Consider the following 17,213-nt stretch of genomic DNA (forward strand, 5'->3'; position numbering starts at 1 on the left):
TCATCAGTGTTCAAAGACCATCGCGGAGAACGTGGCGCCGAGACCGACGGAGGTCATCACGTACTTGTCGCCGGGGCGCAGCAGCCCCTGTGCGGCCACGGTCCAGTGGTTGAGGAACGGGTCGGCGCCGAAGCAGTGCCCGGTGCGCGGCACGTTGTCCAGGAAGACCCGCTCCAGCGGCAGGCCCAGCCCGGCGGCCAGGCCGATCCAGGCCACCCGGTTCACGTTGTGCGGCAACAGCAACGCGATGTCGTCGACGGTCACCGCGGCGTCGTCGAGCGCGGCGCGCAGGACGCCGATCAGTGTGGGTGCGTACGTCTTGCGGAACACCTGGTAGTCGTCGTGGCCCATCACCATGCCGGCGGCGGGCATCGGGACGGTCTCGGAGGCGTACGACAACAGTCGGTCGGTGGACCCGCTGCCCGAGACGAGCACCGCCGCGGTGCCCTCGCCGGTCACCGCGACACCGGGGACCACCTGGCTGTACCGCTGGACCGCCTTCTCACCGGCGAGCACCAGCGCCAGCGCGGTGGGGTCCGGGTCGGCAGCCAGCAGCATGCCGGCGAGGTCCAGGGCGAGCAGCCCCGACGCGCAGGCGTGCTCGGTCACCGCGAACGTCTGCGCGTGCCGCAGGCCGAGCGCGGCGCGCACGTCCTGCAAGGGGCTCTGGGGGTACGGCGACGGCGAGCGCACCGTGCGGCCGCGTACCACGTATTTGACGCGCTCGTGCTGCCCTTCCAGCTTGGACAGGGACCGCGCCGCCGATGTCAACAGGTCAGCCTCGGAACGTTCCTGCTCCCACAGCACTTCGCGCAGGCCGAAACCGCGCTTGTATCGGCGGAGCTCGACATCGGACAGACCCAGGGCCTCCTGGCGTTCGCCTATCTCCACGGCGGCGGGCCAACACGTTGCTATCTCAACGATTGACGTCACGAGCAATCAGGCCGATCTCGGTAGAGGGTCGGTGGAACGATCCCTTCGTGGGTCGTTGCCGAAAAGCTACGGAGCGGCGTTGACGAGTCGCTGACCAACCGCTGACAAGGACCGGGGGCCCTCAGCCGAGGCGTTGTCGGCGTCGTATCGGGGCGTGCACTCGCACATGATTGCCCCGAGCGGTCTCTGGCCCACCCTCTGGCTGCCACCTAAACTTCGCTCGTGCGGGGAGGACACTTTCCCGGACTCACCCGGCACGCGACATAGCGGTAGACTCCTTGCAAGACGCCTCAGAGTTTCCGCAAATCGAACAACGAGGGGCCGATTTCGAACGCAGTCTTGCCGCACATCGAATGCGAACGCCCCCGCAGATCGAAACCGAAGCCGGTCACGATTCCGCCTTGCGTGGGCTCTCCGAGGGCGCTCGATGCTTGTCCTCGGCAGCCGCCGTCCACGTATCGCCGCTCCACAGAGATGAAGCCCTCCTCGCCCTCGCCGAGCCGCCGACAGTGGTTTCGACAGGCGCGTCTTCGCCGACGCGCTCGGTCAAGCCACCCGGCTCGATTGCGAGGACTTCGCCCAGTACGGCGTTACGGGCCGAGCACTGGACAAACTCCGAAGCCGATTTGCGGAGTGGCGCCGCGAACTGCTCGACGACAAGGCAGGATGACTCGGCTCTCGACTCGCGGCAGCGTCAAGCCCGCACCCTCAAGACCGACACCGTTCCGGCTGATCTTCGGCAAGCGATCGCAGCGAGCCCGCGAAGCGACCGACACACGAAGGCGCGAAATAAGAAGTCCAGGGATGTCGGACCGCAGGCGGATGGTCTGGGCGATGACCACCGCGTCGCGGGCGTCGGTCTGGTTCTCACCGGCAAAGGCGGCGGCCAGGTGGAACGCGACGGTCCCGGAGACGTAGCGACCCTGAACCTGGCGCCGCCACAGCAGGGTCAACAGCAGGGCGGAGAGGCCGGTGGTGACGTCGACCGCCCAGCAGACCGGACGGCCCACGGCGGAGACTTCGGCCATGACGGCAAGGAGGGCAAGATCCGCTGGCTGCGGTTCATGTGGCAGCCGACGCCGGACCGACCACACCGTGCAGGAACACGTCAACAAGCGTCTCGACGGGAGTCTCCGCACTGCCGTGCCCTCCTCGACGGCCCATGAGAATGCCGAGGAAAATGACGGCGAGTTGTTCGATCGGCAGTCGCAGCGCGGCCCGGTCGGGTTCGAGCAGTCGAATCACCGCCCGGTCAGTGCGCTCGGCCGCCGCTGCCCGACCGCCGGTCGCACTGCTGTCGACCGGCCCTCGACGCTCCCCTCGGCGGCCACTGACCCGCAGCGCCCCGGTCACCGCGCCCATCCGATCCAGGTAGGCATGCAGGGTCGCTGCCGCCTCGGTCAACCTGGCGGCCAGGGGCTGATCCAACGGCACCGCGTCGAGTTCGGCCAGAACATGGTCGTTACGCAGGGCAGCCGACATGCATGCGACCAACAGCTCGTCCTTGTCGGCGAAGGCCCGAAAGACGGTCGCCTCACCGATCCCGGCCGCTTTCGCTATCTGCAGGGTGGTCACCGCCGAGCCGTGCTCGACCAGCAGCGGCAGTGCCGCAGCCACGATCATCTCGCGTCGATCTTCCGCACTCATCCCCGGCGCTCTGCGCCGGCTGGGCGTCTCAGTCATGCCGATCAATCTACGGAGTGAGTACTCACTCCGTCAACGGCGTTTACTGCAAGAGATCGAACTCGACGCCAGGAGTCCGAGTGCGGTGCCGATCCCGGGAACGCGGGGGTCGACGGGACACCCTCCTCCGATCCCTTTCGGTGCGTACCACCTCCTTCATAGGCGCATAAAACGCCCACTGTCTCACCCTCTGCCCTGATTTCGGGCTTAAGTAGTCGCCCGGCTATTTAGCGTAAAAACCGACATCTCTCCTCTAGAGGGATTTGGCCTTTACGGGCGCTTGCCACAAGTTGGTAGTGTGATACACGTCACAGTCATTTCCCGCGCCTGGACTACCCCTTGCGTCAGGGGTGGGGGTAGAGGATTGTTCGCAACGATCTTTTCGGCTGACACGGGGGTTCAGTTGACCATAGAGGTTGTTCCTGTCCACGACGGCTCTGTTGCGATGTACGGCGCCGTCGAATTGTTACGAGCCCATGAATCCTTCACCTTGCTTGATGCAGCTCAGACGACGCGTGACCTACCGGCTCTGGGCGGCGGTGAACGGGTAGTCCTCCTCGTCGACCCGTTCAGCACGTGCGACGTGCACCTCAACGACATGCCCGACGTGCCGAAGCGGTACGCCGTACTCGCCATGTCGGCCCGCACCCATCCCGACACCGTGCGGCAGGCGCTTCAGGTCGGTGTCGCCGGCTACGTCAGCAAGGCGGTCGACGCCGCGACGCTCCTGGACGCGATCAGCGCGGTCGGGGTCGGCGGCATTTACCTTGGCCAACTCCTGAACGATCTGTTCAAGGACGAGACCACTCCTCCGCCGGCACCCCGCGCGGCCCTCGACAAGCTCACGCCGCGCGAGCGCGACGTGCTGGCGATGGTGGCGATGGGACTCACCCACCGGCAGATCGGATCCAAGCTTCAGCTCTCGAAAGCGACTGTCGACACGTACGTGCACCGCGTGCGGCAAAAGGCCGGAACTGTCAACAAAGCCGGTCTCACACGGCTGGCCATGGATCTCGGGCTGCTGTATCCCGAAACCGTACAGAGCAGCGCCTGACGATGCATGACACAGCATTATGACATTGATCGACCATATCGGCTGTGGCAGCGTCGGTCGCATGTCGACCGAAGATGAACGGGCCACCCCAGCCGCCGAGACCGCCCTGTCGCCGAACGGTCCGGAACTCCCGGACAGCGCCGCGCAGAGCGAACGGGTGCGGGCCATCGCCGCGCACGGACCGGTTGGCCACCTGCGGCACTGCCTCACGGTCGGCATCGAGATCCGCGGCCCGGTCGACGAGGACGAGCTACAGGCCCGCCTCGTCCGTCTGGTGGCCCGGCGCCCGGCGCTCGGCTGCGTGTTCACCGACGGTGGCAAGCACCTTCTCACCACCGGCGCGAAGCCCCAACTGCTCCGTCGGCAGGTGGAAGCGCCGAGCGCGGTCGCCCGATGGGCGATCGCGCACGACATCGCGGGCTTCGAGGCGGAGCGACCGTTCGCGCTCGGCGAGCACCCACTGGTGCGGGCGACCCTGCTCAGCGCGGAGCCGGACCGGCACCTGCTCGTGGTCAACCTCGATCAGCTCGTGTGTGACGCCTGGTCGGCGAACCTCGTGGTGACCGACCTGCTCAGCGCGGACACCGACGAGACGCCCGACGCGTACCCGGCGGCGCGGCGGGCGTTGGCGGAGTGGACGAACGGGCCCGAGGGCACGGCGGCGATCGACCGCCGGCGCGAGCACATCGCCGACGCGTGGAACCGCTGGCCGGTACGGGTCGAGAACGATCCCGCCGACCCACACGAAGCGGTCGAACGGTTCCTCGCCGTCGACGACCGGATCACCGGGTTGCTGCGCGAGCGGGTCCGCACCGCACGCGGTTCCCTGCTGGCGGCGGGCGCCCTGGCCCTCGCGACCGCGATCACCGACGACGCTACCGTGCCGCTCGCGCTGCGGACCACCCTCGCCGGACGCCAGTCGACGGCCGAGGAGACGGTGGTCGGCTGGTTCGCCAACGAGGCGGTGCTCCGGCTGCCACCTCGGGCCGGGACCATCCACGAGTACGCCACAGCTCTGCGCGGGGAGATCTTCGCGGCCCTCGCCGATCAGCGGGTCCCGTACCCGCTGGTGTCGGACGCGTTGTCTGATGGTGACGAATCCGGGCCGTCGTGTGCGCTGGTCTTCCTGCCACGCGGGCTCAGTGGCGGCGAGCAGGCCGGACAGCGCCTCGGCGATGCGATCGCCACCCGTACCGCCGTTTCGATCTGTCCCACCGGCGCGGACGTCGACTTCTTCATGATCGAGGACGCGCCGCCGATCGAAGGTAGTCCGCGCGCGATGCTCACCGTCGGTGCCACGACCCGTCGGGCCATCGCCGACCCGGCGGCCGTCGACGACCTGCTGGACCGGTGGATCGCGGCCTTGGACGAGCTGACCCGCCACGACTGGACCACCTACCCGGTGACCCGGATCGGCGGCTGACCGCTACCCGGTCAGCCGCCGATCCACAGGGCTTCACCCGCCCGTCGGCCCGCTGTCGGCGCTCATCTCGTCGATCTGGGCGGCCAGACCACGCACGGTCGGGAAGCCCATCACGGCGGAGGTCGGGACGGGCACCTTCAACGTCTTGCGGATGCGGGCGACCAGTTCGATGGCGAGCACCGAATTGCCGCCGAGGCGGAAGAAGTCGTCGTCGAGTCCCACCATCTCCAGGCGCAGCACCCGCGACCAGACCTCGGCGAGCTGCACCTCGGTCCCTTCCCGGGGAGCGATGTACGGCGTGGAGAGGTCCGGACGAGGGTCACGCTCGCCGTCGTCGTCGGAGAGCGCCGCGCTCATGCCGCCCCGCTCGACGACCCACTGCTGGTACCGGGCCGGCAGGGAGCCGGTGGAGATGACCACGTGGTCGACCTGGTCGATCGCGGCGAGCGCCCGGTCGAAGACCGCCACCGCCTCGTCCGGGCTCATGTCGAACTCGCCAGCCTCCTCGCCGTTCGACTTACCCCAGGTGTCCCAGTCCACGGTGATCCAACGGATGCCTTCGCGCTCGCGCGCCAGCAGCACGTACGCGTCGAGTGCCGCGTTCGACGCCGAGTACGGGCCGAGGGCGAGACCGCCGAGCACTGCCGACAGCGAGGACAGGGTGATGCCCGCGATGTCACGGCCGGTCAGTGCCGTACGGAGGTTCGCCAGGCCGGTGATCTTGGCGTCGAAGTGGGTGTCCGCGTGGGTGTGGGCGACGAGATGGGCCGGCCCGAACGCGCGTGGGTCGGAGATGCCGGCGGCGTGCACCACCAGGTCGAGGCCGCCGAACCGCGCGTCGATCGCGTCGATCGCGGCCCGGGCCTGCTCGCCGTCGGTGAGGTCGGCGGCGACGGGCAGGATCTCCGCGCCGAGCGCCTCGAGTTCGAGCAGGGTGGCCACGATCTGCGCGGTCCGTGTTTGACCTGTCGCGTGCTGTGCCCACTCCGCGTGCGGTGGCAGCGTGGTGCGCGCGACGAGGGCGACCCGGCATCCTCGTGCCACGGCGAGGTGTCGGGCGAGGAGCAGTCCGACGTACCCGAGGCCACCGGTGATCATCACCCGTGAGCCGGGCGGCAGCGGCTGCTCCGGCTCGGGCAACGCGAGCGGCGTGAACGTCCGGACCCAGCGGCTCGTGCCCCGCAACGCGACCTGGCCCGGGTACGGGGCGACCGCCTCGGCGACGATGGCGCTGGCCTGGTTGGCGACGGCCCGCTGGTTTCCGGGCACTGCATCGACATCGACGTGCCGGGCGAGCCAGCCCGGGTTTTCCTGGGCCAGGGTCGGCAGTAGGCCGGCAAGCGCGGCCTGGGCCGGCCGGGTGGGCGCGACGCCCGCGAACCCCACCGCCCCCGCGGTCACGGCGAGCAGGTTCAGCTCGATGTCCGGCGCCTCCCTGGAGTACGCGATGGTCACCGCGACCGCCGCGTCGTAGCCGGCGGCCTGGTCTCGGGTGACCTCGTCGGTGCGGTCACCGAGGGTGTGGGCGAGGACCACGGTGCGTGGGATGGCGGCGCGGGAGGAGAGCAGTTGGCCCAGGTCGTCGGCGCAGTCGGCCTTCACCTCGTAGTCACCGTTGCCGACGTCCCGGAACCCGGGACCGATGCGGGCGACGGCCACGTCGGCCCCGATCTCACGCAGGTGGGCTGCGATCGCCTCACCTCGTTGGTCATCGGAGAGCACGAGCCATGGACCCACCGAGCGCAGACTCTCCGTCCGGTTCTCGACCGGCAGGGGTGCGCTGCGCCACGTCGGGAGGTACGTCCAGGAGTCGAGATCGTCGACCCGCCCATCGGGTTCCGCCGCGGCTGCCGGGTCGAATCCCGACTGCCGTTCGACCCAGAACCGCTTGCGCTGGAACGGATACGTGGGCAGCGGCACGCGCCGGGGACTACCGGTGTGCAACGCGGCCCAGTGTGGTTCCGCGCCGGCACACCAGAGTCGGGCGATCACCCGGTGCAGCCAGTGGGCCGTCGACGCGCCGTCCGGCGCCAGGGCCACCTCGGCCTGGCACTCGGTGTCCTGGTTGAGGCCCAGCTCGACGGCGAGCTTCGCGACCTGCTCGGCGGCGCTGTCCGGGCCGCTGATCCGCCCGACCGACAGACCCACGTGGCGCAACGCGTGCGCGACGGCGAGCGCCGCCTCGTACAGCGTCGCATCGGCAGGCGGCTGGTCGGTTCCGGTGAGCCGGCCGGCGGCGGACCGCACGGTGGCGCACCAGGCGAGGTCGACCGCTGCCGGGTCGGGCAGCGTCAGCGCCACCTGCGTAACCCGTTGGCGCACCTCACCGACGATGTCGGTGGCCGTCTCGGCGAGCCCGTCCCGTCCGTCCGGCAGGTCGTCGCAGACGACGGCGCGCCGGACCGGGAAGTACGACCGGGACTGTTGCAGGGTGTACGCCACGTCGGCGATGTTGAGCGCGGGAGACCGGTCCAGGTGAGTGGCCAGGTCCGCGGCGGCCTGCTGCACGGCGGCGTCATCCCGGGCGGAGACGGTCAGCAGATGGGGACCGGGGCGCTCGGGTGCCGGCGGCAGGGTAGGCGGTTCCTCGATCACCACGTGCGAGTTAGTGCCGCCGAGACCGAACGAGCTCACCCCCGCCCGCCGCGGCTCGCCATTCTCCGGCCAGGGCTGCGTCTCGGTCCGCACTGTGAACTTCTTGCGTTCCGCGGTCAGCGCCGAGTTCGGCGTGGAGAAGTTGGGGGTGCCGGGCAGTACGCCGTGGCGTACCGCCAGCGCGGCCCGGATGAGGCTCGACGTGCCGGCCGCCCGATCGAGGTGACCGATGGATGCCTTGAGCGAGCCGAGCACCAACTGGTTGTCCGGGCGGTCCGGGAAGACCCGCGCCATGGCCGCCAGCTCGATGGAGTCACCGAGCACCGTGCCGGTGCCGTGGCACTCCACGTAGCCGATGGACCGGGGCTCGACACCGGCGAAGCTGATCGCGTCCGCGATGACCGTGGCCTGACCGTCGACGCCAGGGGCGGTGTAGCCCGCGCAGGCGCTGCCATCGTTGTTGACCGCCGAGCCGAGGACCACAGCGGTGATGTGGTCGCCGTCGGCGATCGCGTCGGCGAGCCGCTTGAGCACCACAGTGGAGACGCCGCTCGCCGCGACGCTGCCTCGGGCGCCAGCGTCGAAGGCACGGATCTTGCCGTCCGGGGAGTAGATGCTGCCCTCCTCGAACATGTATCCGGTGTCCTGCGGCAGGGGAATGAACGAGCCGCCGGCGAGGACGTACTCGCACTCGAAGTTCAGCAGCGCCTGGACCCCGAGGTGGACGGCCACCAGCGACGAGGAGCAGAAGGTCTGGACCGTGACGCTGGGTCCGCTCAGGTTCAACTTGTACGACACCTGAGAGGTGAACGAGTCGCGCTCGGTGCCGATCCCGAGCATCAGGGCGCCACCGGCTTCCGCGCCGAGGCTCATCACGTTCCACAGGTACTCCGGGAAGCCGCAGCCGCCGAAGACACCGACCCGTCCCGGCATCCGGGTGGGCGGATAGCCCGCGTTCTCCAGTGCGGCGTAGCAGCACTCGAGAAACAGCCGGTGCTGCGGATCCATGGTCTCCGCCTCGCGCCGGCTGACGCCGAACAGCGTCGCGTCGAACCTGTCGTACCCGTCGATGCTGCCGCTGGTACGCACGTACGACGGATCGGCGAGTTGTGCCGGGCTGACCCCGGCGGCAATCAGCTCCTCCTCGGATAGCTCACGCAGCCCGGACACACCGGCGAGGAGGTTGTTCCACAGCCCGTCCACGCTGTCGGCACCCGGGAATCGCCCGGCCATCCCGATCAGCGCGACGGCGGAGTCGTAGTCGACGTCACTCATTATCGGATCCCTTGACGTTGGCCCGGCGACGGGCGAGCCGCTGTTGGCGTTGCGCTGCCCGGGCGTCGCCGGACTCCTGCTTGGTCGGTTCTTCCTTGGTGCTCGTCACGGTGGCTGCGAGCGCCGACACGGTGGGTGCCTGATAGAGGAGATGGGCCGGAAGGTGGTCGAGATCCAGCGCGCGTCGGATCGCGTCCATGAGGCCGACACCGATCAACGAGTTACCACCGAGGTCAAAGAAGTTGTCGTGCAGACCGACCTGTTCGATACCGATCCACTCGGCCCAGAGGTTCGCGATGGTGGCCTCCGTCTCGTTCGACGGCGCCAGAAACGGAGTGGACAGATCAGGTCGCGGATACCGGGCTTCACCCCGGCCCTTGCGCGCCCCCGCCTGCAGGTCGTGGACGGTGTAGCTGCGGCTGCCCTCCACCGAGGCCGCGAAGTCCTGGGTGTTGACGACCAGGTACGGCTCCGGGCGATCGAGGATCTGTTGCAGGCAGCGCCACCCGGCGTCGAACCCGATACCGAACACCTTGCGGTGGTGGATGTACAACTCGCGTAGGACGGGTTCGTAGCCCTCCAGGCCGTCGGCCCAGCCGTTCCACGTCCACTCACCCCACCCGATCGACACGACCTTCGCCTGGGGCAGTGCCCCGCTGCGGGCGAACGCGTCGAGAAAGGAGTTCGCGGCGGAGTAGTCGGCCTGTCCGAGCGCACCGGTCCACGAGGCCACCGACGAGAACAGCACCAGGAAGTCGAGTGGCTCGTCGCGCAGCACCTCGGCCAGCGCGAGCGTCCCGCCGACCTTCGACGCGAGCACCCGGTTCATGTCGTCGACGGTCTTGAACTGCATCATGCCGAGCGCCGGCACACCGGCGGCGTGCAACACGCCGTGCAGCGCCCCGAAACGTGTCCTGGCCGCCTCGACCGCACGCCGGACCGCCTCGACATCGGACACGTCGCCGGAGACCAGTTCGAACTCGATGCCCTTGGACTCGAAGTGGCGCAGACCCTCGATCCGACGCCGGACCTCCGCGCTCACCGTGGGATCGGCCAGGATCTCGTCCCAACTCTCCCGAGCCGGGACCGGCGTGCGTCCGAACAGCACCAGCTTGCCACGGTAGGTGTCCGCGATGCGCTCAGCCAGGGCCATGCCGATGCCGCCGAGGCCACCGGTGACGAGGTACACCCCACCCTCGCGGAACCGACCGGTCGGCACCGGCGGCTCCTCGTCGGCGTCGGTCAGCTCCAGGACGTCGAAGTCGGGGATCCACCGGCGTCCCGACCGCAGCGCGATGATCTGGTTGCCGGGGTCGGTGCGCAGTTCGGCGAGTACGTCACCGACGGGTGCTGGTGCGTCGTCGCGCAGATCGACGAGGCGGACGGCGGCACCGGCGTACTCGACCGGCAGGATCGTGCACGGTCCTTGGGTGGTGGCACGGGCCGGCACGATCGGCTCGTCGCCGGTGACCTGGAACGTGCCGGCGGTGACCACGTCGAGTTTCCAGTCGCCGAAACCGACCTCGTGCGCGGCGCGGGCGATGGCGACAAGCGTGTGCAGGCCGCGGCTGATGTCCTCGGTCGCGGACGTCCCGCTCAGTGTCCACATGTGCACGACCCGGTCCGGCACGCAGCCCCGTTCCTTCAGGGCGGCGAACAGGTCGAGGGTGTCCTCGATGTTGCCGGGTCTGATCCGGTACCCCTCGCCGTCGAACCCGTACGCCGCCCCAGGTCGGACGAGCGTCACCTGCGCCTCGCCGGTGTGGAACGCCTCGACAATCGGGCCGGCCAACGCGTCGGCCCGGCCCTCGTCGGTGAAGACGACCCACTGGCTACCCGGGTCGGTCATCGGGGGCTTCGGTGCGCGCTCCCGCCAGACCTGGAGGTTGAGCCATTGCCGCTCGGGCAGCAGCGGGAGCTTCGCGTACTCGCTGAACATCTCCTCGCGGCTCTTCGAGTCACCGGAGTCGAGCAGGGGCGTACCGCCGACGGTGTCCTCGTTGAACCAGTACGGCTGCCGCTCGAACGGGTAGGTCGGCAGCGGCACGCGGCCCGGGCACCACACCTGGTTCGTCTGGTGGTACGCCGCCCAGTCCACGTCGACGCCGTTGAGCCACAACTCGGCGAGCGCGGTGGCGAGGGCCCTGGCACCGGAGGTGCTGTCCTCACCGGCGCCCGGCATGGTCGCGATGATGAACGGCCACCGGGCGCGGTCGCACTCCGGATGCGACCGGGCCATCGCGCCCAGCGACCGACCCGGCCCGATTTCGAGCAACGCGTTACTTGTCCGTTCGAAGGCTGTGGCGAGGCACGCGGAGAACTGCACCGGGCGGCACATGTGCTCGGCCCAGTAGCCGGGATCGGTGACCAGCTCGGCGGTGGCCAACTCGCCGGTGACGTTGGAGACGTACGGCAGCGTCGGCGGGTGCAGCGTGATGTTGTCGGCGATCCACCGGGTCAGTTCGGCGGCCACCGGCTCCAACATCCGGGTGTGGAACGCATGGGTGGTGTCCAGCTCACGACAGACCACGCCGTTCTCGCGCAACCAGACGGCCAGCTCGGCGACGGCCGCGGTCGGGCCGCCGACGACGACCTGCCCCGGCGTGATGGCGGCGAGGTCGATGTCGCGCTCGGCGAGGTCCGCCCGCAGCGCGCTCAGCTCCTCCCAGGTTTTGCCGACGGCGAGCATCGCACCGGGCGGCATGCCGGCGATCAGGTCGGCCCGGTGGGCGACCAGCCGTACGGCGTCCGGCAGGGTCAGCACACCGGCGAGGCAGGCGGCGACATATTCGCCGACGCTGTAGCCGAGCACCAGGTCGGGCGCGACGCCCCAGTCCATGAGGGTGCGGGCGAGCGCGTACTCGGCCAGGAAGACGCCGGTCTGCGCGACCCGCGTGTCGCTGAACGGGCTGGGCCCGGTCGCCTCTCCGGTGCGCCGGCCGAGCAGCGCGGCGAGGTCGTTCGTACCGGCACCGGCCTGTCGTTCGCCGGTCAGCAGCGGCACCACCTCCAGCGACGCCGCCGCGGAGAGGAGCTTCTGACCCTCGTCGAGGTGGAGACGGAAGTTGGGTTCGGTGCGGTACAGCTCGGCGACCATACCGGCGTAGTGCTCACCCACCCCGGCGAACAGGAAGCTGGAGCGGGTGCCCCGCACCTTGACCTGCCGGGCCAGCAGGTTGGCGTCGGGTGTGACGTGCATGCCGAACGCGGAGGCGGCCGACCCGGCGTCGCTCGCGACCACGACCCTGCGGTGCGGCAGCAGGGTTCGGCCGACCTGGAGCGTGTACGCGACGTCGCCGAGTTCCTGCTGGTGGTCGCCACCGAGGTGGGTGGCCATGCGCTCGCAGTAGGTGGCGGCGGCGCTCTCCGTCTTGGCGGAGAGCGGCAGCACCTGCCAGCTGCGACCGTTCGCCGTGCGCGGCGCCGGTTCCGGTGCCTCCTGCAGGACGATGTGCACGTTGGTGCCGCCCATGCCGAGGCCGTTCAGGCCGGCGATGCGCGGTCTGCCGCTCTGGCGGGGCCACGGCACCGGGTCACCCGCCACGTAGAACGGGCTGCGCTCGAAGTCGATCTCGGGGTTGGGCGACTCGTAGTTGAGCGACTTGGGAATGAGCTCGTGGCGCAGGGCCTCGACGACCTTGACCATGCCAGCGATGGTCGCGGCCCGGTCGAGGTGGCCGATGTTTGTCTTCACCGACCCGACCGCGCAGTACTGCCGATCGCGTAGGTCAGCGCCGGAGCGGGCCACCTCGGCGGCACGGAAGGCACGTGTCAGCGCCGCGACCTCGATCGGGTCGCCCAACTCCGTCGCCGTGCCGTGGGCCTCGACGTAGGAGACGTCGGCCGGTGCGACGTCCGCGTCGGCGAGGGCGTCGGCCACCGCCGTCGACTGGCCGACCACGCTCGGCGCGGTGTAGCTGAACTTCGCGGCGCCGTCGTTGTTCATCGCCGAGCCGCGGATGACCGCGAGGACGTGGTCCCGGTCGGCGATCGCCTTACGCAGCGGCTTGAGCAGCACCGCAGCCGACCCGTCACCGAAGATGCCGCCCTGGGCCTTCGCGTCGAAGGTGCGGATGTGACCGTCTGGCGAGGCCATTCCACCCTCGACGTAGACGTGTCCGATCCGGTCCGGCACCCGGACACAGACACCACCGGCCACCGCCATCTCGCACTCGTTGCGACGCAGGCTCTGACAGGCCATGTGGATGGCGACGGCGGAGGTCGAGCAGAACGTCTGCACGGAGACGGCCGGTCCGGTCAGGTCCAACCGGTAGGCGACCACTGTGGTGAGCGCGTCCTTGTCGTTCCCGATGATCATTTCGTACGGGTCGACCCGCAACAACGTCTCGGGATCGTTGAACCTGTCGATCATGTACGTGCTGACGTTGTTGCCGGCGAAGATGCCGACCCGGCCCCGCTCGCCGGCGCGGCCGTACCCGGCCCCTTCCAGCGCCTCGTGTACGCATTCCAGGAAGATGCGCTGCTGCGGGTCGGCGACCGCCGCCTCCCGAGGGCTGTAGCCGAAGAACCCGGCGTCGAAGCCCTTGATGTCGTCGAGCACGGGCCGCACCCGAACATAGTCCGGATGGTTGGCGAAGATTTTGTGGTACCCCGAGTTCGCGATGTCCTCGTCGGTTATCTCGGCGAACGACTCCACACCGTTACGCAGGTTTTCCCACAGGGTGGGGACGTCGGGCGCGCCGGGGAACCGGCCCGCCATTCCAATCACGGCAATATCGTGGTTACGTAGCGGTTGTTCGTGCATCACATTCCCCAATCGCACCGCCTCGGCAGTCCGGTCGAGTTGATCCCGTCTGCCGTGGCGCGTCCACCCCTTCGCCGCTGACAGCAAGGTGCCGTCCATTAGTTGCCAGGCACACGCACTACGACAACGGGGCCGGGTGACCGACGATCGTGAGTCGACGGGACATGCGCGGATCCACCGGAGGGGAGCATCAATGGCCGTGACAGGCGTCGCCGGCGCCGGCGTGATGGGTGTCGGAGTGGCCCAGAACCTCGCTACGGCTGGTCACGAGGTAATTCTCATGGACGTCGACACCGGGGCGCTCGACCGCGCCCGGGCCGACATAACGCGCAACTGCCGATCGAGTCGACTGCTCGGCGGGCCGGCTGTCGATCCGGACGCGGTACTCGGCGCGATAACCTTCGGCGTCGGCGCCCCGGCGCTGGCCAAGGCCGAATTGGTCATCGAGAACATCGTCGAGGACTGGGCCACCAAGCGCACGCTGTACGGCGAGATGGACGAGATCTGCGGGCCGGGAACCATTTTCGTGGCGAACACCTCGGCGATCCCGATCACCCGGATCGGCGCCGCGACGAGGCGACCGGAAAAGGTCATCGGCGTGCACTTCATGAACCCGGTCCCGCACAAGGCCGTGGTGGAGTTGATCCCCGGGCTACTGACCAGCACCGACACAATCGATCGCACCCGTACCCTGCTCGCCGAGATGGGCAAGCGCCCGGTCGAGGTGAAGGACTCGTGCGGGTTCGTGTCCAACCGGGTGCTGATGCCCACCATCAATGAGGCCGCGTTCCTGGTGCACGAAGGCGTGGCCTCGGCCGCTGCGGTCGACGAGGTGTTCCGCGGCTGCTTCGGGCACCCGATGGGCCCGCTGGAGACCGCCGACCTGATCGGGGTCGACACGATCCTCTACAGCATCGAGGTGCTGTACGAGCACTTCGGTGATCCCAAGTACCGGCCCTGTCCGCTGCTGAAGCAGATGACCGACGCCGGCCTGCACGGCCGCAAGACCGGCCAGGGCTTCTACCCGTACTCGACGCCAGGAAGGTGACCAGAACCGTGGAAGACGCACACATCCACAAGGCACTGTTCGAGTTCATCGAGGGTCGCCACCCCGACATCCGGTTCGGTCCGGCGGACGACATCTTCGCACTCGGCTTCGTCAACTCGCTCTTCGCCATGGAGCTGGTGCTGTTCCTGGAGAGCACGTTCGAGTTCACGGTGCCGGTCGATGCCCTGCGGTTGGAGAACTTCCGTACCGTCGAGGCCATGGCCGCGCTGGTCAACAAGTACGCGGCCGCATGACCGTGACGGCGCCGGCCGTCGACGTCACGGCCGCTCGAGAGTTCGTCGATCGCCACGTCATCGGCGAGGCGGACGCCTGGGACCGGCAGGAACGGATTCCCGAGGCCGTCCTCGACGCCGTGTCGGCGGCCGGCATGTGGGCCCCGTTCCTCTCCCCCGAGGTGGGCGGATCCGGCCTCTCGTGGCGAGCGTTCGGGCAGCTGCACGAGGAGTTCGGCAGGGGCTGCTCATCGCTGCGTAGCCTGCTGACCGTCCATTCGATGGCGGCCTGGACGGTGATGCGGTGGGGGTCATCGGCACTACAGGCCGAATGGCTGCCCCGGTTCGCCACCGGCGAGGCGCTCGGGGCCGTCTGTATGACCGAGCCGCAGGCGGGCAGCGACACTGCCGGATTCGACACCCGCGCCACCCGCAGCGCCGACGGTTGGCGGTTGTCGGGTGTGAAGACCTGGATCACCGGAGCCCTCCGCGCGGACGTCTTCCTGGTGTACGCCCGTAACCGGCACGGGCTCGCCGCGTACCTGGTGCCGCGCGACAGCGCGGGACTGTCCGTCGAGCCGGTTCCGGACCCGCTCGGCACCCGGGCGAGCATGATCGGCACCGTTCGCCTGGACGACGTGCGGGTCGCCCCGGACGCCCTGGTGGGACCGGAGTCGTTCCTGTCCGGCGCGGTCCTCACCGGCATGCTGGACATTGGACGGCTCAGTGTGGCCGCCGGGTCTCTCGGCATCCTGCAGGGTTGCCTCGACGCCTGCGCGACCTACACCACCGAACGCACGGTCGGCGGTACCAGGCTGCGTGACCTGCAACTGATCCGAGCGAAGGTCTCCGACATGGTGACCGACGCGGCGGCGGCCCGGCTGCTGGTCACCCAGGCCGCGGAGCTCAAGGACGCGGGCGACCCCGAGACAATCATGGCGACCTGGATCGCGAAGTACTTCGCCTCGGTCGCCGCCGCCCGGCACGCCCGGGAAGCCGTCCAGGTCCACGGCGCGCACGGCATGAGCTCCCGGTTTCCGGTTGCCCGCCTTTACCGCGACGCCAAGGTCATGGAAATCATCGAAGGCAGCACCGAACTGCAACAGCTGACCATCGCCGACTCCGCGTACCAGAGGTGATACCGAATGACGATCGATGACGACAGCCGGCGCGGCCGGATCAAATGCGTGGTCTGGGACCTCGACAACACCCTGTGGGACGGGGTGCTGCTCGAGGGCGACGCCGGCGGCCTGCGCCCCGAGATGAAGACCGCGATCGACGCACTCGACGCCCGGGGCGTCCTGCAGTCCGTGGCGAGCAAGAACGATCCGGACACCGCCCTGGAGCGCCTGCGGGCGCTCGGCCTGGCGGACATGTTCGTGTACCCACAGATCGGGTGGAACGCGAAGTCCGAAGCGGTGGCGCACATCGCCAAGTCGCTCAACTTCGGCATCGACGCCATCGCCTTCGTCGACGACCAGGAGTTCGAACGTGCCGAGGTGGCGTACGCGCACCCCACGGTCTGGTGCCTCGACCCGGCCGAGGTGACCGCGGCGCTGGCCGCCCCGGAGATGAATCCGCGCTTCATCACCGAGGAGTCGCGCCAACGCCGGCAGCTGTACCTGAGCCAGATCGCGCGGGACGAGGACGAACGGGCCTACACCGGTACGAGTGCGGAGTTCCTCGCCTCACTCCAGATGACTTTCGTCATCCGCGAGGCGAGCCGTGACGACCTGCAACGAGCCGAGGAACTGACCGTCCGGACAAACCAACTCAACTCGACCGGACGGACGTACTCCTACGACGACCTCGACGCGCTGCGCAGCAGCCCGGACCACCTGGTGCTGGTCGCCGAACTCGAGGACCGGTTCGGTGCCTACGGCACGATCGGGCTGTCACTTGTGGAGCGGGGAGAGGAGTACTGGCACCTGCTGCTACTCCTGATGTCCTGCCGAACCATGTCCCGCGGGGTGGGCACCATCCTGCTGAACCACATCATGGCCCAGGCCCGGGACGCGGGAGTGCGGCTGCGTGCCGACTTCGTGGAGACCGGCCGCAACCGGATGATGCAGATCACCTACGCGTTCGCCGGGTTCGTCGAGGTGGCGCGCAGCGGATCGCAGGTGCTGCTGGAGTCCGACCTGACAAACGTGCAACCGCCGGCTCCGTACGTGAAGGTGGCGACGGTGGCCAACCGGTAACAG

General features: G+C 69.0%; 11 protein-coding genes. 6 read left to right on the plus strand and 5 right to left on the minus strand.

Features of this window, described 5'->3' with window-relative positions; genetic code table 11:
- Positions 1-3 precede the first annotated feature (3 nt).
- The 3 genes from AB0B85_RS01820 to AB0B85_RS01830 all read right to left on the minus strand — a co-directional run bounded on the left by AB0B85_RS01820 (position 4) and on the right by AB0B85_RS01830 (position 2,616).
- On the minus strand, positions 4-891 hold the full coding sequence (locus AB0B85_RS01820; RefSeq protein WP_357402478.1) for a 3-oxoacyl-[acyl-carrier-protein] synthase III C-terminal domain-containing protein: 888 nt from the start codon (positions 889-891) through the stop codon (positions 4-6).
- 632 nt (positions 892-1,523) lie between these two features.
- Positions 1,524-2,072, minus strand: coding sequence for a transposase (locus AB0B85_RS01825; protein WP_357402480.1), 549 nt, complete (start codon positions 2,070-2,072; stop codon positions 1,524-1,526).
- Positions 1,996-2,616, minus strand: a complete 621-nt coding sequence (locus AB0B85_RS01830; protein WP_357402482.1) for a TetR/AcrR family transcriptional regulator — start codon at positions 2,614-2,616, stop codon at positions 1,996-1,998. The genes AB0B85_RS01825 and AB0B85_RS01830 overlap by 77 nt, the downstream gene beginning before the upstream one ends.
- 364 nt (positions 2,617-2,980) lie before the next feature.
- On the opposite strand from AB0B85_RS01830, the gene AB0B85_RS01835 reads away from it, so the two are divergent.
- Entirely contained in the window at positions 2,981-3,670 is a 690-nt protein-coding gene (locus tag AB0B85_RS01835; protein ID WP_357402484.1) for a response regulator transcription factor, read from the plus strand.
- 61 nt (positions 3,671-3,731) lie between these two features.
- On the plus strand, positions 3,732-5,093 hold the full coding sequence (locus tag AB0B85_RS01840; RefSeq protein ID WP_357402486.1) for a hypothetical protein: 1,362 nt from the start codon (positions 3,732-3,734) through the stop codon (positions 5,091-5,093).
- Positions 5,094-5,126: 33 nt separating this feature from the next.
- Here the strand turns inward: AB0B85_RS01840 and AB0B85_RS01845 are convergent, their stop codons facing one another.
- Complete coding sequence (locus AB0B85_RS01845) at positions 5,127-8,963, minus strand: SDR family NAD(P)-dependent oxidoreductase (protein ID WP_357402488.1); 3,837 nt, start codon at positions 8,961-8,963, stop codon at positions 5,127-5,129.
- The gene (locus AB0B85_RS01850; protein ID WP_357402490.1) at positions 8,956-13,692 is read right to left on the minus strand and encodes an SDR family NAD(P)-dependent oxidoreductase; all 4,737 of its coding nucleotides are present in this window, start codon (positions 13,690-13,692) and stop codon (positions 8,956-8,958) included. The genes AB0B85_RS01845 and AB0B85_RS01850 overlap by 8 nt, the downstream gene beginning before the upstream one ends.
- Before the next feature lie 229 nt (positions 13,693-13,921).
- Here AB0B85_RS01850 and AB0B85_RS01855 point away from each other — a divergent pair, with 229 nt between their 5' ends.
- The 4 genes from AB0B85_RS01855 to AB0B85_RS01870 are packed head-to-tail and all read left to right on the plus strand — an operon-like array spanning position 13,922 to position 17,210.
- The gene (locus AB0B85_RS01855; protein ID WP_357402492.1) at positions 13,922-14,776 is read left to right on the plus strand and encodes a 3-hydroxyacyl-CoA dehydrogenase NAD-binding domain-containing protein; all 855 of its coding nucleotides are present in this window, start codon (positions 13,922-13,924) and stop codon (positions 14,774-14,776) included.
- A gap of 8 nt (positions 14,777-14,784) precedes the next feature.
- Positions 14,785-15,030, plus strand: a complete 246-nt coding sequence (locus AB0B85_RS01860; protein ID WP_357402494.1) for an acyl carrier protein — start codon at positions 14,785-14,787, stop codon at positions 15,028-15,030.
- Complete coding sequence (locus AB0B85_RS01865) at positions 15,027-16,148, plus strand: acyl-CoA dehydrogenase family protein (protein WP_357402496.1); 1,122 nt, start codon at positions 15,027-15,029, stop codon at positions 16,146-16,148. The genes AB0B85_RS01860 and AB0B85_RS01865 overlap by 4 nt, the downstream gene beginning before the upstream one ends.
- A 6-nt stretch (positions 16,149-16,154) precedes the next feature.
- Positions 16,155-17,210 (plus strand): HAD-IIIC family phosphatase, encoded by a 1,056-nt coding sequence (locus AB0B85_RS01870; protein ID WP_357402498.1) that lies wholly within the window; start codon positions 16,155-16,157, stop codon positions 17,208-17,210.
- Positions 17,211-17,213: the final 3 nt, after the last annotated feature.

Source organism: Micromonospora sp. NPDC049044 (assembly GCF_040649215.1).
Lineage (GTDB): Bacteria > Actinomycetota > Actinomycetes > Mycobacteriales > Micromonosporaceae > Micromonospora.

Coding starts and splice junctions, on each gene's coding strand:
- AB0B85_RS01855 (WP_357402492.1), top strand. CDS start 13,922: ATGGCCGTGACAGGCGTCGCCGGCGCCGGCGTGATGGGTGTCGGAGTG.
- AB0B85_RS01865 (WP_357402496.1), top strand. CDS start 15,027: ATGACCGTGACGGCGCCGGCCGTCGACGTCACGGCCGCTCGAGAGTTC.
- AB0B85_RS01840 (WP_357402486.1), top strand. CDS start 3,732: ATGTCGACCGAAGATGAACGGGCCACCCCAGCCGCCGAGACCGCCCTG.
- AB0B85_RS01830 (WP_357402482.1), bottom strand. CDS start 2,616: ATGACTGAGACGCCCAGCCGGCGCAGAGCGCCGGGGATGAGTGCGGAA.
- AB0B85_RS01845 (WP_357402488.1), bottom strand. CDS start 8,963: ATGAGTGACGTCGACTACGACTCCGCCGTCGCGCTGATCGGGATGGCC.
- AB0B85_RS01870 (WP_357402498.1), top strand. CDS start 16,155: ATGACGATCGATGACGACAGCCGGCGCGGCCGGATCAAATGCGTGGTC.